16 protein-coding genes are annotated in these 17,201 nt (G+C 49.9%); 6 read left to right on the top strand and 10 right to left on the bottom strand.

Annotation, left to right across the window (positions count from 1 at the left end):
- Positions 1–42: 42 nt before the first annotated feature.
- Together EHSB41UT_RS16790 and EHSB41UT_RS16795 are read left to right on the top strand one after the other, a co-directional pair.
- Positions 43–1,248: a hypothetical protein gene (locus EHSB41UT_RS16790; RefSeq protein ID WP_133060553.1), complete on the top strand. Its 1,206-nt coding sequence runs from the start codon at positions 43–45 to the stop codon at positions 1,246–1,248.
- Positions 1,249–1,390: 142 nt separating this feature from the next.
- Entirely contained in the window at positions 1,391–2,389 is a 999-nt protein-coding gene (locus tag EHSB41UT_RS16795) for a type II asparaginase (RefSeq protein ID WP_087111954.1), read from the top strand.
- Between the two features lie 68 nt (positions 2,390–2,457).
- Here EHSB41UT_RS16795 and EHSB41UT_RS16800 read toward each other — a convergent pair whose 3' ends face one another.
- The 6 genes from EHSB41UT_RS16800 to EHSB41UT_RS16825 all read right to left on the bottom strand — a co-directional run bounded on the left by EHSB41UT_RS16800 (position 2,458) and on the right by EHSB41UT_RS16825 (position 7,945).
- Positions 2,458–3,723: a hypothetical protein gene (locus tag EHSB41UT_RS16800; RefSeq protein ID WP_087111956.1), complete on the bottom strand. Its 1,266-nt coding sequence runs from the start codon at positions 3,721–3,723 to the stop codon at positions 2,458–2,460.
- Between the two features lie 62 nt (positions 3,724–3,785).
- Positions 3,786–4,520 carry a hypothetical protein gene (locus EHSB41UT_RS16805; protein ID WP_087111958.1) on the bottom strand — a complete coding sequence of 245 codons (735 nt, stop codon included), beginning with the start codon at positions 4,518–4,520 and terminating at the stop codon, positions 3,786–3,788.
- A gap of 144 nt (positions 4,521–4,664) precedes the next feature.
- Positions 4,665–5,417: a YdcF family protein gene (locus EHSB41UT_RS16810; RefSeq protein ID WP_087111960.1), complete on the bottom strand. Its 753-nt coding sequence runs from the start codon at positions 5,415–5,417 to the stop codon at positions 4,665–4,667.
- Complete coding sequence (locus EHSB41UT_RS16815) at positions 5,414–6,421, bottom strand: 2-hydroxyacid dehydrogenase (protein ID WP_087112193.1); 1,008 nt, start codon at positions 6,419–6,421, stop codon at positions 5,414–5,416. Before EHSB41UT_RS16815 ends, EHSB41UT_RS16810 begins: the two co-directional genes overlap by 4 nt.
- A 111-nt stretch (positions 6,422–6,532) precedes the next feature.
- Positions 6,533–7,456, bottom strand: coding sequence for an HAD-IIA family hydrolase (locus EHSB41UT_RS16820; protein WP_087111962.1), 924 nt, complete (start codon positions 7,454–7,456; stop codon positions 6,533–6,535).
- A gap of 66 nt (positions 7,457–7,522) precedes the next feature.
- Positions 7,523–7,945, bottom strand: coding sequence for a MarR family winged helix-turn-helix transcriptional regulator (locus EHSB41UT_RS16825; protein ID WP_087111964.1), 423 nt, complete (start codon positions 7,943–7,945; stop codon positions 7,523–7,525).
- Positions 7,946–8,083: 138 nt separating this feature from the next.
- Here EHSB41UT_RS16825 and msrB point away from each other — a divergent pair, with 138 nt between their 5' ends.
- Both msrB and EHSB41UT_RS16835 read left to right on the top strand, forming a co-directional pair.
- On the top strand, positions 8,084–8,668 hold the full coding sequence (gene msrB, locus EHSB41UT_RS16830; protein ID WP_242667347.1) for a peptide-methionine (R)-S-oxide reductase MsrB: 585 nt from the start codon (positions 8,084–8,086) through the stop codon (positions 8,666–8,668).
- A 58-nt stretch (positions 8,669–8,726) separates the two neighbouring features.
- Positions 8,727–9,518: a TatD family hydrolase gene (locus EHSB41UT_RS16835; protein ID WP_207626677.1), complete on the top strand. Its 792-nt coding sequence runs from the start codon at positions 8,727–8,729 to the stop codon at positions 9,516–9,518.
- A 47-nt stretch (positions 9,519–9,565) separates the two neighbouring features.
- On the opposite strand, the gene EHSB41UT_RS16840 is transcribed toward EHSB41UT_RS16835, so the two are convergent.
- Together EHSB41UT_RS16840 and rlmF are read right to left on the bottom strand one after the other, a co-directional pair.
- Positions 9,566–9,940 carry a glutaredoxin family protein gene (locus EHSB41UT_RS16840; RefSeq protein ID WP_087111966.1) on the bottom strand — a complete coding sequence of 125 codons (375 nt, stop codon included), beginning with the start codon at positions 9,938–9,940 and terminating at the stop codon, positions 9,566–9,568.
- Positions 9,941–10,034: 94 nt separating this feature from the next.
- On the bottom strand, positions 10,035–10,964 hold the full coding sequence (gene rlmF / locus EHSB41UT_RS16845) for a 23S rRNA (adenine(1618)-N(6))-methyltransferase RlmF (RefSeq protein WP_087111968.1): 930 nt from the start codon (positions 10,962–10,964) through the stop codon (positions 10,035–10,037).
- Positions 10,965–11,146: 182 nt separating this feature from the next.
- On the opposite strand from rlmF, the gene EHSB41UT_RS16850 reads away from it, so the two are divergent.
- Positions 11,147–11,827: a hypothetical protein gene (locus EHSB41UT_RS16850; RefSeq protein ID WP_087111970.1), complete on the top strand. Its 681-nt coding sequence runs from the start codon at positions 11,147–11,149 to the stop codon at positions 11,825–11,827.
- A 372-nt stretch (positions 11,828–12,199) separates the two neighbouring features.
- Positions 12,200–14,686: a coiled-coil domain-containing protein gene (locus tag EHSB41UT_RS16855; protein ID WP_133060555.1), complete on the top strand. Its 2,487-nt coding sequence runs from the start codon at positions 12,200–12,202 to the stop codon at positions 14,684–14,686.
- Here the strand turns inward: EHSB41UT_RS16855 and EHSB41UT_RS16860 are convergent.
- The gene (locus EHSB41UT_RS16860; RefSeq protein ID WP_133060556.1) at positions 14,676–15,785 is read right to left on the bottom strand and encodes a hypothetical protein; all 1,110 of its coding nucleotides are present in this window, start codon (positions 15,783–15,785) and stop codon (positions 14,676–14,678) included. The genes EHSB41UT_RS16855 and EHSB41UT_RS16860 overlap by 11 nt on opposite strands.
- A 229-nt stretch (positions 15,786–16,014) precedes the next feature.
- Entirely contained in the window at positions 16,015–17,121 is a 1,107-nt protein-coding gene (locus EHSB41UT_RS16865; RefSeq protein WP_207626678.1) for a fatty acid desaturase, read from the bottom strand.
- Between the last annotated feature and the right edge of the window lie 80 nt (positions 17,122–17,201).

The following is a 17,201-nucleotide window of genomic DNA, read 5'->3' on the forward strand; positions in this document are numbered from 1 at the left end:
CGCTTTCTACTGTCTACCATCCACAGCTTTGGCACGACAGTTATGGCGTATCCTGTCCCAACCTGGTACCTGCCTGCATTCCAGACAAATCTTGTCTGCCCGGACTGTGGATGCAATGAACCAATGCCCCAGTGCCAATGGGGCGGCCACAATATTTATGCCGCATCACCTGACGAAAACGCCCTGCTGCAGTGTATGGTTCCCGTATCCGTACAAAAAGGCTTTGATCGTCTGACCAATGAGCTGGGTGACCATTGCCAGCTCGCACTCGACCACCTTCACCAACTCGCCCATGAGAGTACGCAGCAACAACATCTTGATGAGTTTATTGGAAGCTGGTGCGATCAGGCCTTGCAGCTGGCTTTGGAGATGCCGGACTCGGCTTCACTGTTGCTGGAAAATATTATTTATCTTCTGGCTATGGCATGTATCGAGTTGGAGCGGCTACAACAGCCCGCCACTGTTCGGGTTGTGGATCAGCTAAGTATGCGTCTGAAACAGGTTATGCATGAGTCTCCAGCCATCAATTTCTCTCAGCTGACCAAGCCCACCAAAAACCTCGGCAATCGCACCTGTCAGGTGGTAACTGATACCTTTCGGGCTATTGGCACTTATCTATGGAGCTGGGTTCGCCCTAAACGTTTCCCCGAGGAACTGAGCGTTGCCCAGTTCCGAGATCAGCTGATCGCTTCCGGCATTCATAAACACACTATTGGAGAACTGTCTTATAGCTGCAACCTGTTCTCCAAAAGTCACGATGAAGTTGTTTCACTGACCCGTGCCTGGCAAAACCTTAAGGGAGCTGGCTTCCGGGATGATTATATTCACTGGCTCAATAACTACCTTATCTACTCAGATGAGCCCTTTACCGGTATTCGAGCTCTGGCAGAAGCCAAAAGTGAAAAAGATATCTATCAACTGTTTCAGAAATATATACAACCCTGTGAATACAGAGGGCAGATGGTGATTCAGGCACTGAAACAAGAACTACCCACACAACAAATCACTAAGCTTATCTGTGATTGCAAGGTCACCGATTACAGCCCACAGGATGCGCGGATCATTGCAAGGTTTTGGAAATATGCAGAGCGTGAGAATATCCCCGGGCTAACGACTCTGGTCCTTGCCAATTTCCTGCAATATGAAGCCTCTGCCGTGCAGAAGCTTCAGCTGGTCGGCCGGCTCAGTCGAGAGTCTCTGCACTTCTTTGTGCGTGAACATATTCTGTCGTGGGAAGACCCTGTCTGACACAACGTTATACGCAGGCCTCCCTCTTGTTTCCTGAGCGGTCTGCCATTACGCTTGCCGAACAGGCTTAGCCCTGCTCTATCCTTTTGAGAGTTAGCTGATTTTCAGATAACTTTTTTCAAACACCCATACTCATACAGTCATGTCCCGAAAGCCTCATATTGTCATTCTCGCCACTGGCGGCACCATTGCCGGTTCGGCTCAAAGTGAAACCGGCGGCACCTATACGTCTGCACAGATTGGTGTTGATGACCTGCTCTCGGTGATTCCCGAGATTCGGGACCTGGCTGATATTACCGGCGAGCAGATTGCCAGTATCGGCTCCCAGGATATGGACGAAGCCACCTGGCTGAAGATGGCCCGTCGCTGTAACGAGCTGCTGGCACAGGATGATGTTGACGGTTTGGTTATCACCCATGGTACAGACACCATGGAGGAAACCGCCTACTTCCTGCATCTCACCGTACACTCCGACAAGCCTGTTGTGCTGACCGGTGCCATGCGCCCGGCCAATGCCCACAGTGCCGACGGCCCAATGAACCTGTTTGAAGCTGTGGCAACTGCCGTATGTCCGGACTCCAAAGGTCTTGGCGTGATGGTGGTCACCAACGACACCGTTTTCGGTGCCCGGGATGTGACCAAGTCCTGCACCACAGCTATTCATACCTTCCAGTCGCCAAACTTTGGCCCGCTGGGACATATCCATGCCCAGACCGTTGAGTTCCAGCGCAAACCACAACGCTTGCACACGACAGACTCCGAGTTTCAGGTAGACCAGCTGGATAAACTGCCACGGGTAGGCATTGTTTATGCACACGCCGGTGCCGACAGTGTACTTGCGGTGGAAGCCTTTATTGCTGCCGGTTACGACGGCATTGTTCATGCTGGCTTCGGTAACGGTAACTTCAATAGTCTGGTTGGTGATGCCCTGAAAAAGGCTACCAGTCAGGGCATGCATGTGATTCGCGCTTCAAGAGCGCTGATCGGTGCAGTGACCGAAGCGGGTGAAGTCAATGACAGTGAATGTGGCTTTGTTGCTGCTGGCCTTCTGAATCCACAGAAAGCCCGTATTCTGCTGCAGCTGGCACTGACTGCAACCAAAGAGCGTGAAGATATTCGTCGTATCTTCAAGAGCTACTAAAGCTATTAAAAGAGAAGGCCCACACAACGACTGTCGTTATGTGGGCCTCTTTGTAATGAATGCTGGAACTAGAACAAATAAAGCTCATTTTCAGCAAACTCCAGATACTGATCAAGAACCTCTTCCGTGATCTCAATGTCTTTGCTTTCTTTTTCCTGCCCAAGATAGGCGGCGTAGGTATCTGAATCGATCAGCCCTCCGGCAAAAACCTTACCAATTACCCCCTGATTGATTAAGTGCTCTCGAATAGCTTCACGGTTCATATTCTCCGGGCCATGCTCAACAAAGAACTTGCGAATCTCTTCACTGAACACCTGTTCCACCGGAGACTGCGAGTCATAATCCACAACCAGTTCCGTATTAAGGGCATCACTCCCTTCACTTTGGGCGCCGACATAACTGGCCATACTCCTATATCGCGCTTCAAAGCAGACATCACGAAACGGCATGGCTTGTTCCAGAAACTCTTGTAACCTGCCTCCCGCAACGGCTTTTTCAAACTGAAGCTCAAAGACTTCCACATAATTTTCCAGCAGATTCCCAAGCATTTGCGGGGGCAGATAAGATTTATGAAAAGTCAGCCCCGTCACTTCATGGAAGTAATCAGCAGGATTCTTCCCTTCTTGCAGCCGGAACTTAATTTCGTCCATATGTTTCTTCATCTGGCTGATGCTCTGAATCGCCAGAGAGAGGTATTCGTAATGGGTCAAACCATTTTTAATATGAAAGTGTTTGCCTAAAGCTTTCCAAAGTACCGGAGGGAACCATTTGCCATTGATGGCCCTGCTTATCAACAAGCGCACATGTTGAACGGAACGCCCCCAGAATACCTTATCCCGATTCAGAACAGGCCGTTTCCCATCATGGTTGGGGGCGCCGCCCAACTGGTCTTTCAGTCCATCAAGCTGATTCAGGTAACCCTCATAAGACTTGGAGAGCTGTAATGCCGGGGCTGTTTCTGTTGTCGGCGAGGGCACTTTTGGCAGCTGTTCAAGGGGAATATGTTCGCCGGAAGAGCCCAGCCGTTCGGGGATAAATCTGGGTGGCACTTCGTTATCAGCATTAACCAGATCAGACATCCAGCCATTCAAATCCGATTGCACCAGCCGGTGCTGCGGAGGCGAAACCACCTCCACCTTGGTGTAATTTGAAGAACGGGTGTAATAACGCGACTCTCGGGAATGGGCTTTATGGCTATGGCCTTTATGACTACTGTGGCCCCGTACCTGACGGCTACCGGACTTGCCTCGCGCCTGTTTGCGCGCAGCCTTGGGCCGGTTGTTTTGCGGGTTGCTGCCGACTCTGTGTCCGGAAAAACCTGGAACCTTGCCCATTATTATCGTCCCTGACCAATCAAGAACCTGCTGTCATGCTCTCTGCAGGCTTCTCATTAAAACTAGCGCATGGCTTCGGTCAGAGCCAAAGAGACGGCCTTGTTCAGGTTCTGGACTGCCGGCGTGCGGTAGTAGGAGACATACTCCCTTAGCTGCTCATCGGACATATAACGGTAGGTGTAGAGAAACTGGCGAATCACCATCTCTTCGTATTCACTGCGCATGCCTGTCATCTGCTGGCGAATACCTTCTTCAAACTGAGGAGGTATTTCACCCTCGCCCATCAGGATGCCGGCCGCTCCCAGTGAGCCACTGATCATCAGTTCGGTTGTCAGATCCACAGCCTGACTTCTGTCCACCAGCTCACGAATCAGATCCAGACGCACCTGCCGGGGAAGCTCGGACTGCAGACGCACAGAGACATACTTCTCCAGTTCTTTCTGGTTCGCCGGATCATTGGCCCGTTTCTCCAGCTCAACGGCCCGTCGCCACACAGCTCCTTCCATCATACTGATAATGGTGGCGGTCATCGTGGCATCCAGCTCTTGATTCAGCACCTTAAGTACTGCCATGCGCAGTTTTTCTGGAGCATATTTTTTCTGGAGACCTGCTTCCAAACGTTCCAGCATCACCCGGTTCATATCATTATCTGGAAGTTCATTGCGCCCCATCCGCAGACCTTCCTGAGTAAAGGTGTGGCTGAGAAAGGCAAACTGCTGTTCAAGACCGGAGAGATCATAGATTTTCTGAGTTTCCGGCGAGACAGCCCGAGCCTGAAAACTGAAGAGAACAGTCAATAAGAAAGAGAATGCTGTAACAGCGGTCAGGAATGGTAGCCGTCCCTTTAATTGCGCAAGCATATGTACACCCATCCGTTGGATATTTATTAGCCGTTTTTTAATTATTTTCTAAAGATAATGGATTTCTTTTTTTAGTAACAGTCAGCGTTTAAGAGTCAGCCAAAGCATCCCCATATATTCGTGCAGTGCCAGCTGACTTTTACGCAGCTCCAAGGCATCCGGCAGCCAGGCACTCACGCGGGAGTAACGAACGGGTTTACCGGCAAAAGCGGTAGGTGCAGGAATACAGTTAAAGCCTTCTCTGATGAATAGCTGGCATGCCCGCCTCAAATGCCAGGCATGGCTGACCAGATAAACCGTTTCAATACCTTCCGGTTTGAGTAACCCTGCCGTGTGTTCAGCATTTTGTTCGGTGGACCAGCTCTGGTCTTCCCGCCACTGAACAGACTGCCCGACATTCAAAAGGTACGTTGCCATCACATCCGCTTCGTTAATACCGTAACGGCTTCCGCCCGTGACCAACACTGGCAGGCTGGTATCAACTGCCAGCTTATGTGCATAACGTAATCGTTGAGTCAAAAGAGCACTGGGTTGGGGCTCGTTATCGTATTCCGGTGTGTTGGAGAGAACGCCAGTACCCAGCACAACCATTGCAGCCTTATCCGTGCCAGCCATGATCTGAGCGATGGGAATATCCCGTTCCAACCCTCGCATCAAAGCATTGGCAACAACACCAGTGGAAAGCAAATACAGCGAAACACAAGAAACAGCCACCAGCGAGAAAGCCAGCTGCCGATAACGGAACCAACACAACAGTGCAATGACCAATAGAAGCAACTGCAGGCCTGGTGGCTGCAGCAAATACTTAAGCAGGTTCCCTCCGGAAATGGTCATACCATTTTTTCCTTGCCGACCTCATTCTCACAATAGCCATTCTTTTCAAGCTCATTAATATTATTCAAAGTCGTTATGGCTATGGATTCCAGAGCTTCGTGAGTGAAAAAGCCCTGATGTCCGGTGACTACCACATTGGGGAATGTTAACAGGCGCTGGAAAACATCATCCTGAATCACCTCTTCTGAAAGATCTCGGAAAAACAGATCTCCTTCCTGCTCATAAACGTCAATGCCGAGATAACCCAAATGGCCGGACTTCAGTGACTGCGTAACCGCTTCAGTATCAATCAATGCGCCACGGCTGGTATTAATCAGCATGGCACCCGGTTTCATACAGGCAAGAGCTTCCGCGTTGATAATATGTTTAGTCGCCTTGTTCAGTGGACAGTGCAGACTGACAATATCGGACCGCCGGTAAAGATCACTGAGTGCAACAGACTCAACACCTGCGTCTTTTAGCTGTTCATCACTCATGCCCGGGTCGAAAGCCAGCACCTTCATACCAAAGCCATTAAGGATGTTGGCTGTCGCCTGCCCGATTTGACCCATACCAATCAGGCCAACCGTTTTGCCATGCAGGTTAAAACCCAAAAGGCCATTAAGGTTGAAGTTGCCTTCCCGAACGCGGTTCCAGGCTTTATGGATTTTTCGGTTCATCGTCAGAATCATTGCCAGGGTGTATTCGGCGACAGACTCTGGTGAGTAAGCAGGAACACGGACAACTTTTATACCAAGCTGATGAGCCGTCTCCAGATTTACCTGGTTAAAACCAGCGCACCGCAAGGCCACAACAGAAATATCCAAGGCGGAAAGTGCTTCAAGCACGGGTGTGGAGAGATCATCATTGACGAACGCGCAGACGGCGTTGTAACCGGCAGCCAGCCGTGTGGTGGTTATATCCAGTCGGGATTTCTGAAACACGATTTCCTGACCAAACTGCGAAGCGGCTTGTTCAAAAACAGGCCGTTCATAACTTTGGGTGCTGAACATCAGTGTTTTCAAGATCATTCTCCACGGATTTACGCACAATCATTTATCCAGATTACTGCGTGTGGAGAGAGGATGCGAATCGTGCTGTCGCACTTAGACGACAGCACTTACAGAAGAAAAGTGTTAGAGGTGCGGAGCAACAAAGTCAGGAACAATACCCGCATCGGCAATGGCATCGTCGATATCAGTACCACGATAGACACCACACTCCAGCAACAGGGTTTTAAAGCCCATGGCATTGCCGCCCAGAATATCGGTATAGAGCGTATCGCCAACCATCAGAACGCGGGATGGGTCAGTGATGCCATGCTGCTCATAAACATACTGGAAGATGTCCTTGCCCGGCTTGCCAAAGAGATGTGGTAAAGCCTGCTGTTCAGCCTGCAGAGTCAGAGTTTCGGCAAAGTAGCCCGGAGTTGCATAGATATGAATACGACCATCAATCACGTTCGGTGCGCCCATATCAGGGTTGCCCAAAGCCAGCTCAAACTGACGACCACGGCCGGATTCCACCAGATTGGTCAGCATCTCAGACGTCCAGGTGCTGCCTGCCAGAAACAGAATGGCTTCAATACCTTCCGGGATAATACCGCTTAAGGCATTCAGGTTGGTCATACCGGTCAGCAGCTCATCAGACGGATGCGGCTGAGGCGCGACATACGCCCAGCGCTCTTTATTCTCCAGAGTCGCCAGCCACTGCTCGGTAATATCAAGGCTGGTGACCACTTCCTGGTTGGAGAAATCGAAGCCACGCTCGGCATACTTTTCTGCAGCTACACGCTGGTTGGTCATGGTGTCATTGGAAACCACACAGAAAGCCTTACCAGCCTTGCGCATCATGGCGATAGCATCAATCGCACCATCAATCGGGGTCATCCCCCGGCACAGCACCCCATAAGAGTCGAGCATGATCAGATCGAACTGATCCAGAATCTCTGCGATGCCACCAATACGCTGATAGCCGAAAGCCGGGTTACTCACAGCCGGGTACCAGTTCATTCGGCGGGCATAGCACTGGTTCAGTATTGGCAGGTTAATTTCAATCATCAGAGACTCATCCAGAAAGGGGCTGATTATCTTGCCGGGGATTATATCGATTTCGCGGAAAGTTATTTACTCAGCAGTCAGCTTATCCACAACCGTGTGCATAAAACGTCGTATAACAACCAGTTCACTCTCCTTAAAACCATCTTCAAGAATGACGTTCAGCTGGTTCAGCAAAGGACGGGAACGGACAATAGCCTTCTCCCCATCTTCGGTCAGCATCAGCTTATAACCCCGCCCATCGGTTGGAGACGGCAGACGTTTAACCAGACCATTCTTCTCCAGACGGGACACCATGCCACTGGTTGCCGCCTTGCCAAGACCAAGAGCATCACCAAGATCCGCCTGCATACAGCCATTCATGCTCTGCAGATGATGGAGTGCCGTAATCTGAGCAGCGGAGACACCCACCAGCTGTAGCGCCTGTTGATCAACCTGACGGAACAGGGTCTGCTGGGCAGTATTCAATAAAAAGTAGAGATTATTTTCCATGGGGCGGAATTATTGTTCGCCTACGAACCTTGCGCAACATAATTAGACTCCGTATTTTCCGTATAAAAAACAGCCACTGAATCTAAACCCTTAAAGGTCACGTATAGGCAGGTAAGCATCACAAATACAGGGGCTATCATGAAAGCACTCACCATGAAAAAGCTTGCCATAAAAAAACTCGTTCTTGCCCTGGCTGCCGTTACCAGCATTGGACTTTTCTCGGGCATCGCCATCAGCGCGCCTACGTCAACTTCGCCTTCTTCAACATCATCAGCCTCAAGCTCTTACAGCAAAGCTGAGTTGAAGGAGCGCCTGACAGAGATGCAGTACTACGTCACTCAGGAAGATGGCACAGAACGACCATTCCGCAATGAGTACTGGAATAACAAGGAAGCTGGTATCTATGTGGATATCGTCTCCGGCGAACCGCTGTTCAGCTCACTGGATAAATACAAATCCGGTACCGGCTGGCCCAGCTTTACCAGACCTCTGGTCGAGGCCAATATCGTGGAACGGGAAGACAACACACTCTTTACGACACGCACCGAGGTTCGCTCCAAAAACGCGGACTCCCATCTCGGCCATGTATTCAATGATGGTCCGGCGCCAACCGGTCTGCGTTACTGCATGAACTCTGCCGCCATGCGCTTTGTGCCTGTGGATAAGCTGGAAGAGGAAGGCTACGCCCAGTTTGTCAGCCTGTTCAAAGACAAGAGCAACTGATTCACAGAGCCACTCTCAAACAGTATGCTCTGCCCATTAACGATTCTGGGTAGAGCATATGCAGCTGGAACTGGTCGATATTGGCGTCAACCTTGGCGACTCGGCTTTTGATAAAGACCGTGATGATGTTGTGGAACGGGCCCTGGAAGCCGGTGTCAGCACCATGATTCTGACCGGCACAACGCTGGAAGAATCCATCGCCTGCCTGAAGCTGACAGAACAGTACAAAGACTACTGCTACACCACCGCAGGTATTCACCCCCACTACGCCAAAGATGCCACCGATCAGCACTTTAATGAGCTGAAGTCCCTGTATGCAGAAGACAAGGTTGTAGCTGTTGGTGAGGCAGGTCTCGACTTTAACCGTGATTTCTCGCCCCGTCCGATTCAGGAACAGGTGTTTGAGAAGCAGATAGAGCTGGCAATTGAAACCGGCCTGCCGCTGTTCTGCCATGAACGTGATGCTTCAAAGCGCTTTGCCGATATCGTGAAGGCTTACCGGGATGATATCGCCGATCTGGTGGTTCACTGTTTTACCGCCGATAAAGAGAGCCTTTATCGCTATCTCGATCTGGACCTTCATATCGGTATTACCGGCTGGGTTTGCGATGAACGCCGGGGCTTCCATCTGCACCCACTGCTTCGGGATATTCCTGCCAACCGGTTAATGGTGGAAACTGACTGCCCGTACCTGCTGCCAAGAACTCTCAAGCCTAAACCGAAAAGCCGCCGCAATGAGCCAGCTTATTTGGGAGAAGTGATCAGCATGATCGCCAGCCAGCTGGATAAATCTGTTGAGCAGGTAGCCGAGGAAACCACCCGCACAGCAAAAGCCTTTTTCCGGATCTAACTCAAACGCTACACAGACAAACGGCCTCAAATGAGGCCGCTTTGTGTTTACGCTGTCGCGTAGTGTTGTTCCAGATGTTCAATAATCGCGCCGGATTCATACATCCAGGTGACGTCGCCATTGTCCTGTTCAATACGCAGGCAGGGTACCTGAATCTTTCCGCCCTGCGACTCCAGCTCCTGTCGGAGCTTCGGATCACCACTGGCATCACGATATTCAATGTTCAGGTTCAGACGGTGAATAGCCCGACGGGTTTTAATACAGAACGGGCAACCAAAGAACTGGTACAAAGCCAGCTTCTGCGTAGCCTGATCAACAGCTTGCTGAGCTTCCGGTGAGCGCTTCAGCTTGCGTGGGCGGGTCACCAGATCCACGCCGGCAATGGTGTAACCCAGCACATTACGAATTAATTTAACCAGCACAAACCACCTCTGCTCTTTATTTTATAAATATCTTGTTCTTGTCTTGGTTCGCATTGTAAGTGGTTGCCACTATGAACCACAAATCACAGTGTTTTTAAAAGTGCCATGCCAGTAGATGGCTGATCTTCTGCCCCTGACTCATTTTGATAACCCGCACTTCACTGGCACCCAGCTTTTTCAATAGCGCTTCCAGTGGCCGCAGGTTATCTTTTTTCGACACCAACGAGGTAAACCAACCCACCTGCTCGGCAAAGTCACGGCTTTCCACAGCCATTTGCTTCAGGAAGGCAATTTCTCCACCTTCACACCATAGCTCTGCTTTCTGACCACCAAAGTTACGATGTTCGCCCTGCGGTGCCTTACCCTTTCCGCCATGAAGATTGCGCCACTTCCGCTGTGTACCGGCCTGAGCTTCGGCCAGAGAAGCATGAAACGGTGGATTACAGAGGGTGATGTCAAAGTGCTGACCGGGTTTAATCACACCATGAAAGATCGCCTTGGCATTCTTTTGATGAACAAGCGTGATATGACCTTTCAGACAATGATTGGCTTCCACATTAAGGCGAGCGGTTTTTACTGAAACCGGATCAATATCCGAGGCTGTGAACTTCCAGCCATAACTGCGGGCACCGATGATGGGATAGATACAGTTGGCACCGGTGCCGATATCCAGCGCCTGAACCTGCTTCCCTTTTGGAATAGAACCATCTTCTGTCTGCTCTGCCAGCAGATCCGCCAGATAGTGAATCATATCCGCACGGCCCGGAATTGGCGGACACAGATAACCATCCGGTATTGCCCAGTGCTGAACCTGATAGTTATGCGCCAGCAGGGCCTTGTTCAAAGCCACCACGCCTTCAGGGTTACTGAAATCAATCGTATCCCGGTTATCCGGTGTCTTGGTCAGGTGTGTCGCCAGAGCAGGATAGGCTTCCACCAGAGCAGGCAGATCATAGCGGCCCGAATGGGGATTGCGGGGGTGCAGGCGGCCGGTCTTTTTCGGCTTATTGAATTTGTCAGGCATAACAGGACTACGAAGCCTTTAATCACACATTCAGACCATTCTATCGGCCCCGAGCCTCTCTGTAGAGCAATGAAGTAACACCTTTGTCAGGGGTTCTACCCGTTACTTCTTACGAAACTTCCTGCCTGCAGCATGATCTAACACTGTGCAGGAATTCCCCCGAAGTTAAGGAGAGAGACACCATGAGCTGCAAAAACACCATCCAATCTCTGACTAAAGTCTTATTGACGGCTGCTACCACCCTTCTGGTTCTGGCTGTACAACCCGCCAGCGCCGGTAAGTTCAACACCTTTGAAGGTACCCTGAAAATTGAAAACCAGACACCTTACAGCATTCAGGTGACGGGCCAGCGTATGGAACAAAACAAGCGCGGCAGCAAAGGAACATTTACCTTTGATGACCTTTTTATCAACAGCAACAGCACCATTTATTCCGGTGCCACGACTCTGGTGGGCACAGGTTCATCCCAGGAAAACAAAACCGAAGGCCATCTGTTGTTTACCATTGGCGAAACCGGCGAGGAATTCGACTTCCATTATCGCTTTGGCAAGGATAATGACGACAACACCTGGGCCAGAATCAATCTGCCACAGACTTTCGCTGAGATTCAAAGGCAGGAAGCTCCCAAGCGCCATCCGCTTATGAATGCCAAGATGATCCGTACCTGTAAAAAAGGTTCAGGTCGTTACCACATGGGCACCAGTCTCAAGCATGATTGCACCGTGACTATCACCATGGATCAGCCATTATCTGACTGCCTGAGCAACAGAAACTGCTCCGTTCCCAAGATGCTGTCTGAGCTGAAAATTCGTCAGCTGGAGCAACAACTGGAGCTTGAGAAGCAAAAGCGCCGGGAGCTGTAATCCCCCCATCAGCCTTTGCCATACCGTGCCGGTTAACGGCACGGTTACCCCTTCTGACTCTTGCTCAGTAATCATCACGTATCCACTGTCTGTTAATCATTGCCCCAGCCTTTTTGGAGACAAGGAATGGACAGAGTCACTTTGACAGCAGAGCATGGCTTGCGCCCGAGAACACTCCCTCCAGCATCCAGCATCTCACAAACCTCCAACCCATCTTCAGTGACAGCGGTTGACGGCAGCTCGTCATTCAACCCGGACAGTTTGCTGCAGTCCCAGCAGCCCTATCAGTCCCAGGCTGATCGAACCGTGCAGGGGTACGCCATCGACCCTCCCTCTCTTATCCGCTATAACCATATGCCCCAGCACAGGCCCGTGAGCAATGAATATACGCACTTCGTCAACACCACAATGCCCCCTGTTCCAACCAAACCGCTTGCGGAACAGATTGCCGATCTTCAGGGACAGCTGCTATCAGCCCAACAACAGTATGATTTGAACAGTCATAAGCTGATCCAGCTTAAGAGCAGCCTGGCATCAAGCCAGGCCTCTGAAGAGGAGCTCAGGCAAGAGATACGTGGTCTTGAAGAGGATCTGGATCAGGAAGGTGATGCGGTTGCCAGCCTGAAGAAAGAACAGACTGAACACCTTGAGCTCATCCATAACCTGCAGGACCTGGTCAGCACAGCGTTAAAAAATCAGGAAAGCCTGAAGTTTCAACTGGAAACTCTCGAGGCAGAACATAAAGAGCTTAAGAGTCAGAAAACCCGTCTTGATGCGAGTTATGGCAGGCTCGTGACTCACAGGGATGAGCTGGAATCCGCGCTCTTAAAAGAAACTAAAGGTACCGAAAATCTAACTCTGCTTTGTGAGGGTAAGGTTCTTACGATTGAGAATCAGACTTCAGAAATTCGGGATTTAAAAACCAGACTGGAAGAGGCAAAAAAACGAAACAAACGCTGGTTTGAGAAAGATAAAACGAAAACGGACCTTCATCGAGAGCATTTAAAAGCGCTGGAAAAACACCATAAAAACAAACTCCAGGACAAGGATAAACAGATTGAAGACTGGAAAAAGAAGCTGAATGAAAAAACAGCGGAATGCTCAGGACTGCAGATCCAAAAAATCCAGCAAGAGTTTGCCCATAAGGAACACAAAGCACAGATCAAAAATGAACTGGAAACAAGCAAGACTCAGTTCATGCGTGAACTGGAAACAAGCAAGTCTCACTTCCAACGTGAACTTGTAGCAAACAAAACTCAATGCGAGCGTGAACTTGAAGAATACAAAGCGCAGTTTCAGCATCAAATTGAGGAAACTCATGCCTATGCTCAAAGCTTGGAGGGACAACTTCATCAAGCCAAAAGAGATTACGCAGACCTCGAACAACAAGGGATCTCCACTCTCGCTAACCTGTTTATCACGCTCTTCCCAAAAAAAGTCAGGGAGCAGGGTTGGGAACGCGAGGATCTGGAAAGCCTGTTTAGCTTTGAGGATCTCCAGCTGGAGTTAACGACGCTAGCGACTGATCCCGATATCGCCCAACATACGCCAGCTCGCCCGCAGGCTGCACCTTTGCTCTATCCCTATTCCGCACTCAACGCTCACCACAGCCCGATAGAGCAATTGGAGGTGGAAAACATTTCCGATGAAGATCTTCCCCCCGAGGTCGACGGTGGCTTAGAAGAAGGGAATAACGATGATGACCAGCCATCACCACCTTCTATCCAGAGTCCTCGCAACTTATCGCCGGAACGTATGCCCTCTCCCGTCAGCAGCCCAGAGGTGGAACCCAAACGCAAAAGAACATTCACCAAACGCAAAACCGGCGGTGTACCACAAACGAGTAAACGCCGCAGGCGAGGGCCAAACAAGCCAAGAAAGAAACTCTCACTCCCCCCCAAGGAGATTGTGGTTATTACCCACGATGTATCTCCTACGCGGTTGCCTGATTGTCCTTCTGCGGCCCCTGACAGCAAAATCGATTGGGCAGCGGCTCTGACCCATGCCTTCACTAAACAAGGCATCAGCAAACGCAAACTCAATGATATGGAGCCGGTATGGAAGGCAATGATTCCCTATAACTTCCCCCCTTTACCGGAGATCAAACAGGAACATCGCATGTGGGACTCATTTACCGTGCGCTATATGGCCTATAAACATTTGGGGCGCATCGATCTTTTGAATCACCGCGTGCTGCAAATCCTTGACCATACAACCAAGGAACAGTTTGAGGCCATTGCCGATTATATTGTCGCACCTCAGAGACAAGGCCCGGAGGGTTCCCGTAAATCAAAGAAAAGCTTTATAGAGATCGCCAAACTATGGCGTCAGAGTCAAAAACTGAAACTACCGACCTGGGGTAATCTGTTTGTGATTGGCGGTGCCGGTCGCTACGGCGCAAAACATGCAACACATGACACCTATCAGCCGGAAACAGACTGGCAGACTGAACATCTCAACTTTTTCGCCTGGTTCAAAAACAGCCTGCATTTCAATTACAGCAAAATTGTTCTTTCTGCTATGCATGGTGTTGTTAATCCGGAGTCCGAGGAGTACGAGCTGATCATCCGGGACTATCTCAATCTGGTTCTCAATACAAAGAAAGAAAAAGAGCTGCTTTTAACTGCAGATGATGATCAAGACCGTGTGATAGATATGTCCATCAAAACGCAAAGCCAGTGGGTAACCAATGCGACTGCAGATTTGAAATTCCAAAAATTCATCGTTCCCAAAAAAGTACGCGGACAGCTTTTTCAACCCAAAGAATGGAACAATGCCAGCGTTATGGAATTTATGACAAGGCATGGCGTGCGCTTTCTTAATAAACCAAAGAGAGGCCGAAAAAAAACTAAGCCTTAACATCCGCCATAATCTGCTGGGCTATAGGCGACAATATCGGATGCCCTTTCAGGGCCCGCATCAAGGTTGAGAAGTAAAGGTTAGACAGGGTGTTATATTCTTCCGCATACTTTCTGAAAAAACGATGCACTCTTATATACAACCTCACAACATGATCCGAGTTTGACGAAGATGTTGTTGTAAATTCATCAGCATACTCAGCCCATGAAATAATATCTTTTTTGATAAATTCAAAGAAAAACTGATCCAGCTCGGCTCGATTCATTTTTATTAAAGCCTTGTGAATCATCGCATGCGATCTCTCTGTTGATTTCAGTTCCAGCAGTCCGGCCTTACGCTGGTTCTGTGTAAACGTATCAATATACTGATCCAGTGTTTCACCATCCCGAGGCAAACAAACGCTCATAGGCATTGGAGTTTCCCGTTCGGGGTAAGGCTTTTTGCGATATTCCAGAATTCTCTCGGCACAATGGGCCAGTTGAGGATTGGCTCTCAGCGCATCCATAAAGATTAAAAACTTGGCGCTGCTTTCTGAACCTCTGACATTCCGGGAAAAGTCAGCAAGAAGACCAGCGGCTTTTCCATAAGCATCACTGCCATCTATCACGACCTGGTCGAAAGTATGACGGGAAACAAGTCTCCCTATCCAGGGCTTGAAAAAAGCATCAACCTCATCATCACCCTGCCTCGCCAACGCTGAGGCAATATCAAAGACCGCCATACTCAATGCCTGATAGTCTTCCTCAGCAAAGGGTCTTATTCCGCTTCTTAGATCAGCCATATAGTGATCAAGGGTTTCATCTGGAGCGGGAAGAGGAGCAACAGGAGATTGCCGGGGAGGCAGCTCTATTTCTGAACTCGATCGCTTGCTTTCAGACCAGGTTCGATATTTCCTGTGCTCATCCTCAGAGAGGTAGGGAAATACGCCCAGATCCAGAGCTTTGATAAGCTCGTTTCTCAAACTGGCAACTTCAGAAGTGTTATTTAATAAAACCTCAACAGCATAATCATGTAATGCCCTGTGGGCAGCACTACTTTGCCAAAATGTATTGGCACACCACTGATAGAAGGACCAGGTTGGAAGAGCCTGAACAGTCACTCGACCACCTTGCTCACTAAACACCAAACGACCTTTGTCTCCTTCAGCTTCCACACACGCTTGAACAGCATTGCGAAAATCGGAACGTTCGACATTAGGTGGCAAGGCCATCGTGGTTTCCCTTCCATCAGGCTTGATTAGGGAAAGAATAGATGAAGGGCAGAAAAGTGATTAGAGGAAGCATTCAGCAGAATTCTTACTGCCGAATGCTTAGGTCTGTTGTAAAAGATCAGACAAGATGGCCATTAAGAGCCAGATACCAACGATCTTGCTGCTCTTTGAGTGCCTTTTTCAATTCAACATAGCGGGTATGTGCTTCAGAGGCTTCCCACTGTTTCTTCAGTTCCTCGGCCTTGGCTTCCAGCTTCTGCTGACGCAGTGCCGACCACTCCTTCAACGCAGCCACCATCGCGACATATTGTTCTTCCAGCTGAGCCAGCGCTTTCTCACAGGTCAGCTTCTGGCCGGCACGCTTGTACTCCATATCCACCCGCGCCTTGGCGATGCGGAAGTCGGAAACTTTGCGCAGATCCCAGGCCAATCCCATTTTGGAAGCGGTAAAGATCATCCATTTGGTCGGATCGTACTGCCACCAGCGCACACCGTTGCGGTAGTCGGTCTGAAAGATATGGTGGAAGTTGTGATAGCCCTCCCCCCAGGTGAAGAATGCCAGAACATCATTATCACGGGCTGAGTTGCGGTCGGTATAAGGACGGCGGCCCCAGATATGGGCCAGCGAGTTAATAAAGAAGGTGCAATGGTGGCTCAGCACCAGACGCAGCACACCGGACAGCAGCAGGCTGGCAACCACATCACCATAGATAAAACCGATCAGAGCCGGGATACCAAAGTTGGTGGCCAGTACCAGCGGGATATAATTGCGATGCTGCCACATTACGATGCTGTCTTTCTGCAGATCACGGATACCGGAGAAGTCATCACGTTTATCGTCGTAAGGACGCAACATCCAGCCAATATGTGAGAACCAGAAGCCACGGCTGGCGGAGTAAGGGTCTTTGTGATCATCATCGACAAACGCGTGATGACGACGGTGACCGGAGGCCCAGTGTAATACAGAGTTTTGAGTCGCCATGGCTCCCCACAGGGCGAACCAGAGACGCAGGCTCCAGTGAGCCTTATAGGTACGGTGAGACCAGAGACGATGGTATCCGGCGGTAATTGCTGTCCCGTTGAACATAAAAATCACTGCCATGGTGGCCCATTCATACCACTCGAACCCGTGGGTGAATCCATACCAGGGAACAAGGGTGATGGCAGCGAGGAAAGTCAGGGAGAACAGAAGCGTCGTCACTGGGATCAACGGTGGTTTCTGCATGAGTTTTGCTCTTATCATATTTATAAAACTCAGAGTAGTTTACGTAAAAATACGCAACATTTCTGTTTCACAATGTGACA

The sequence above is a fragment of the Parendozoicomonas haliclonae genome, from assembly GCF_900174585.1.
In the GTDB taxonomy this organism is placed as follows: domain Bacteria; phylum Pseudomonadota; class Gammaproteobacteria; order Pseudomonadales; family Endozoicomonadaceae; genus Sansalvadorimonas; species Sansalvadorimonas haliclonae.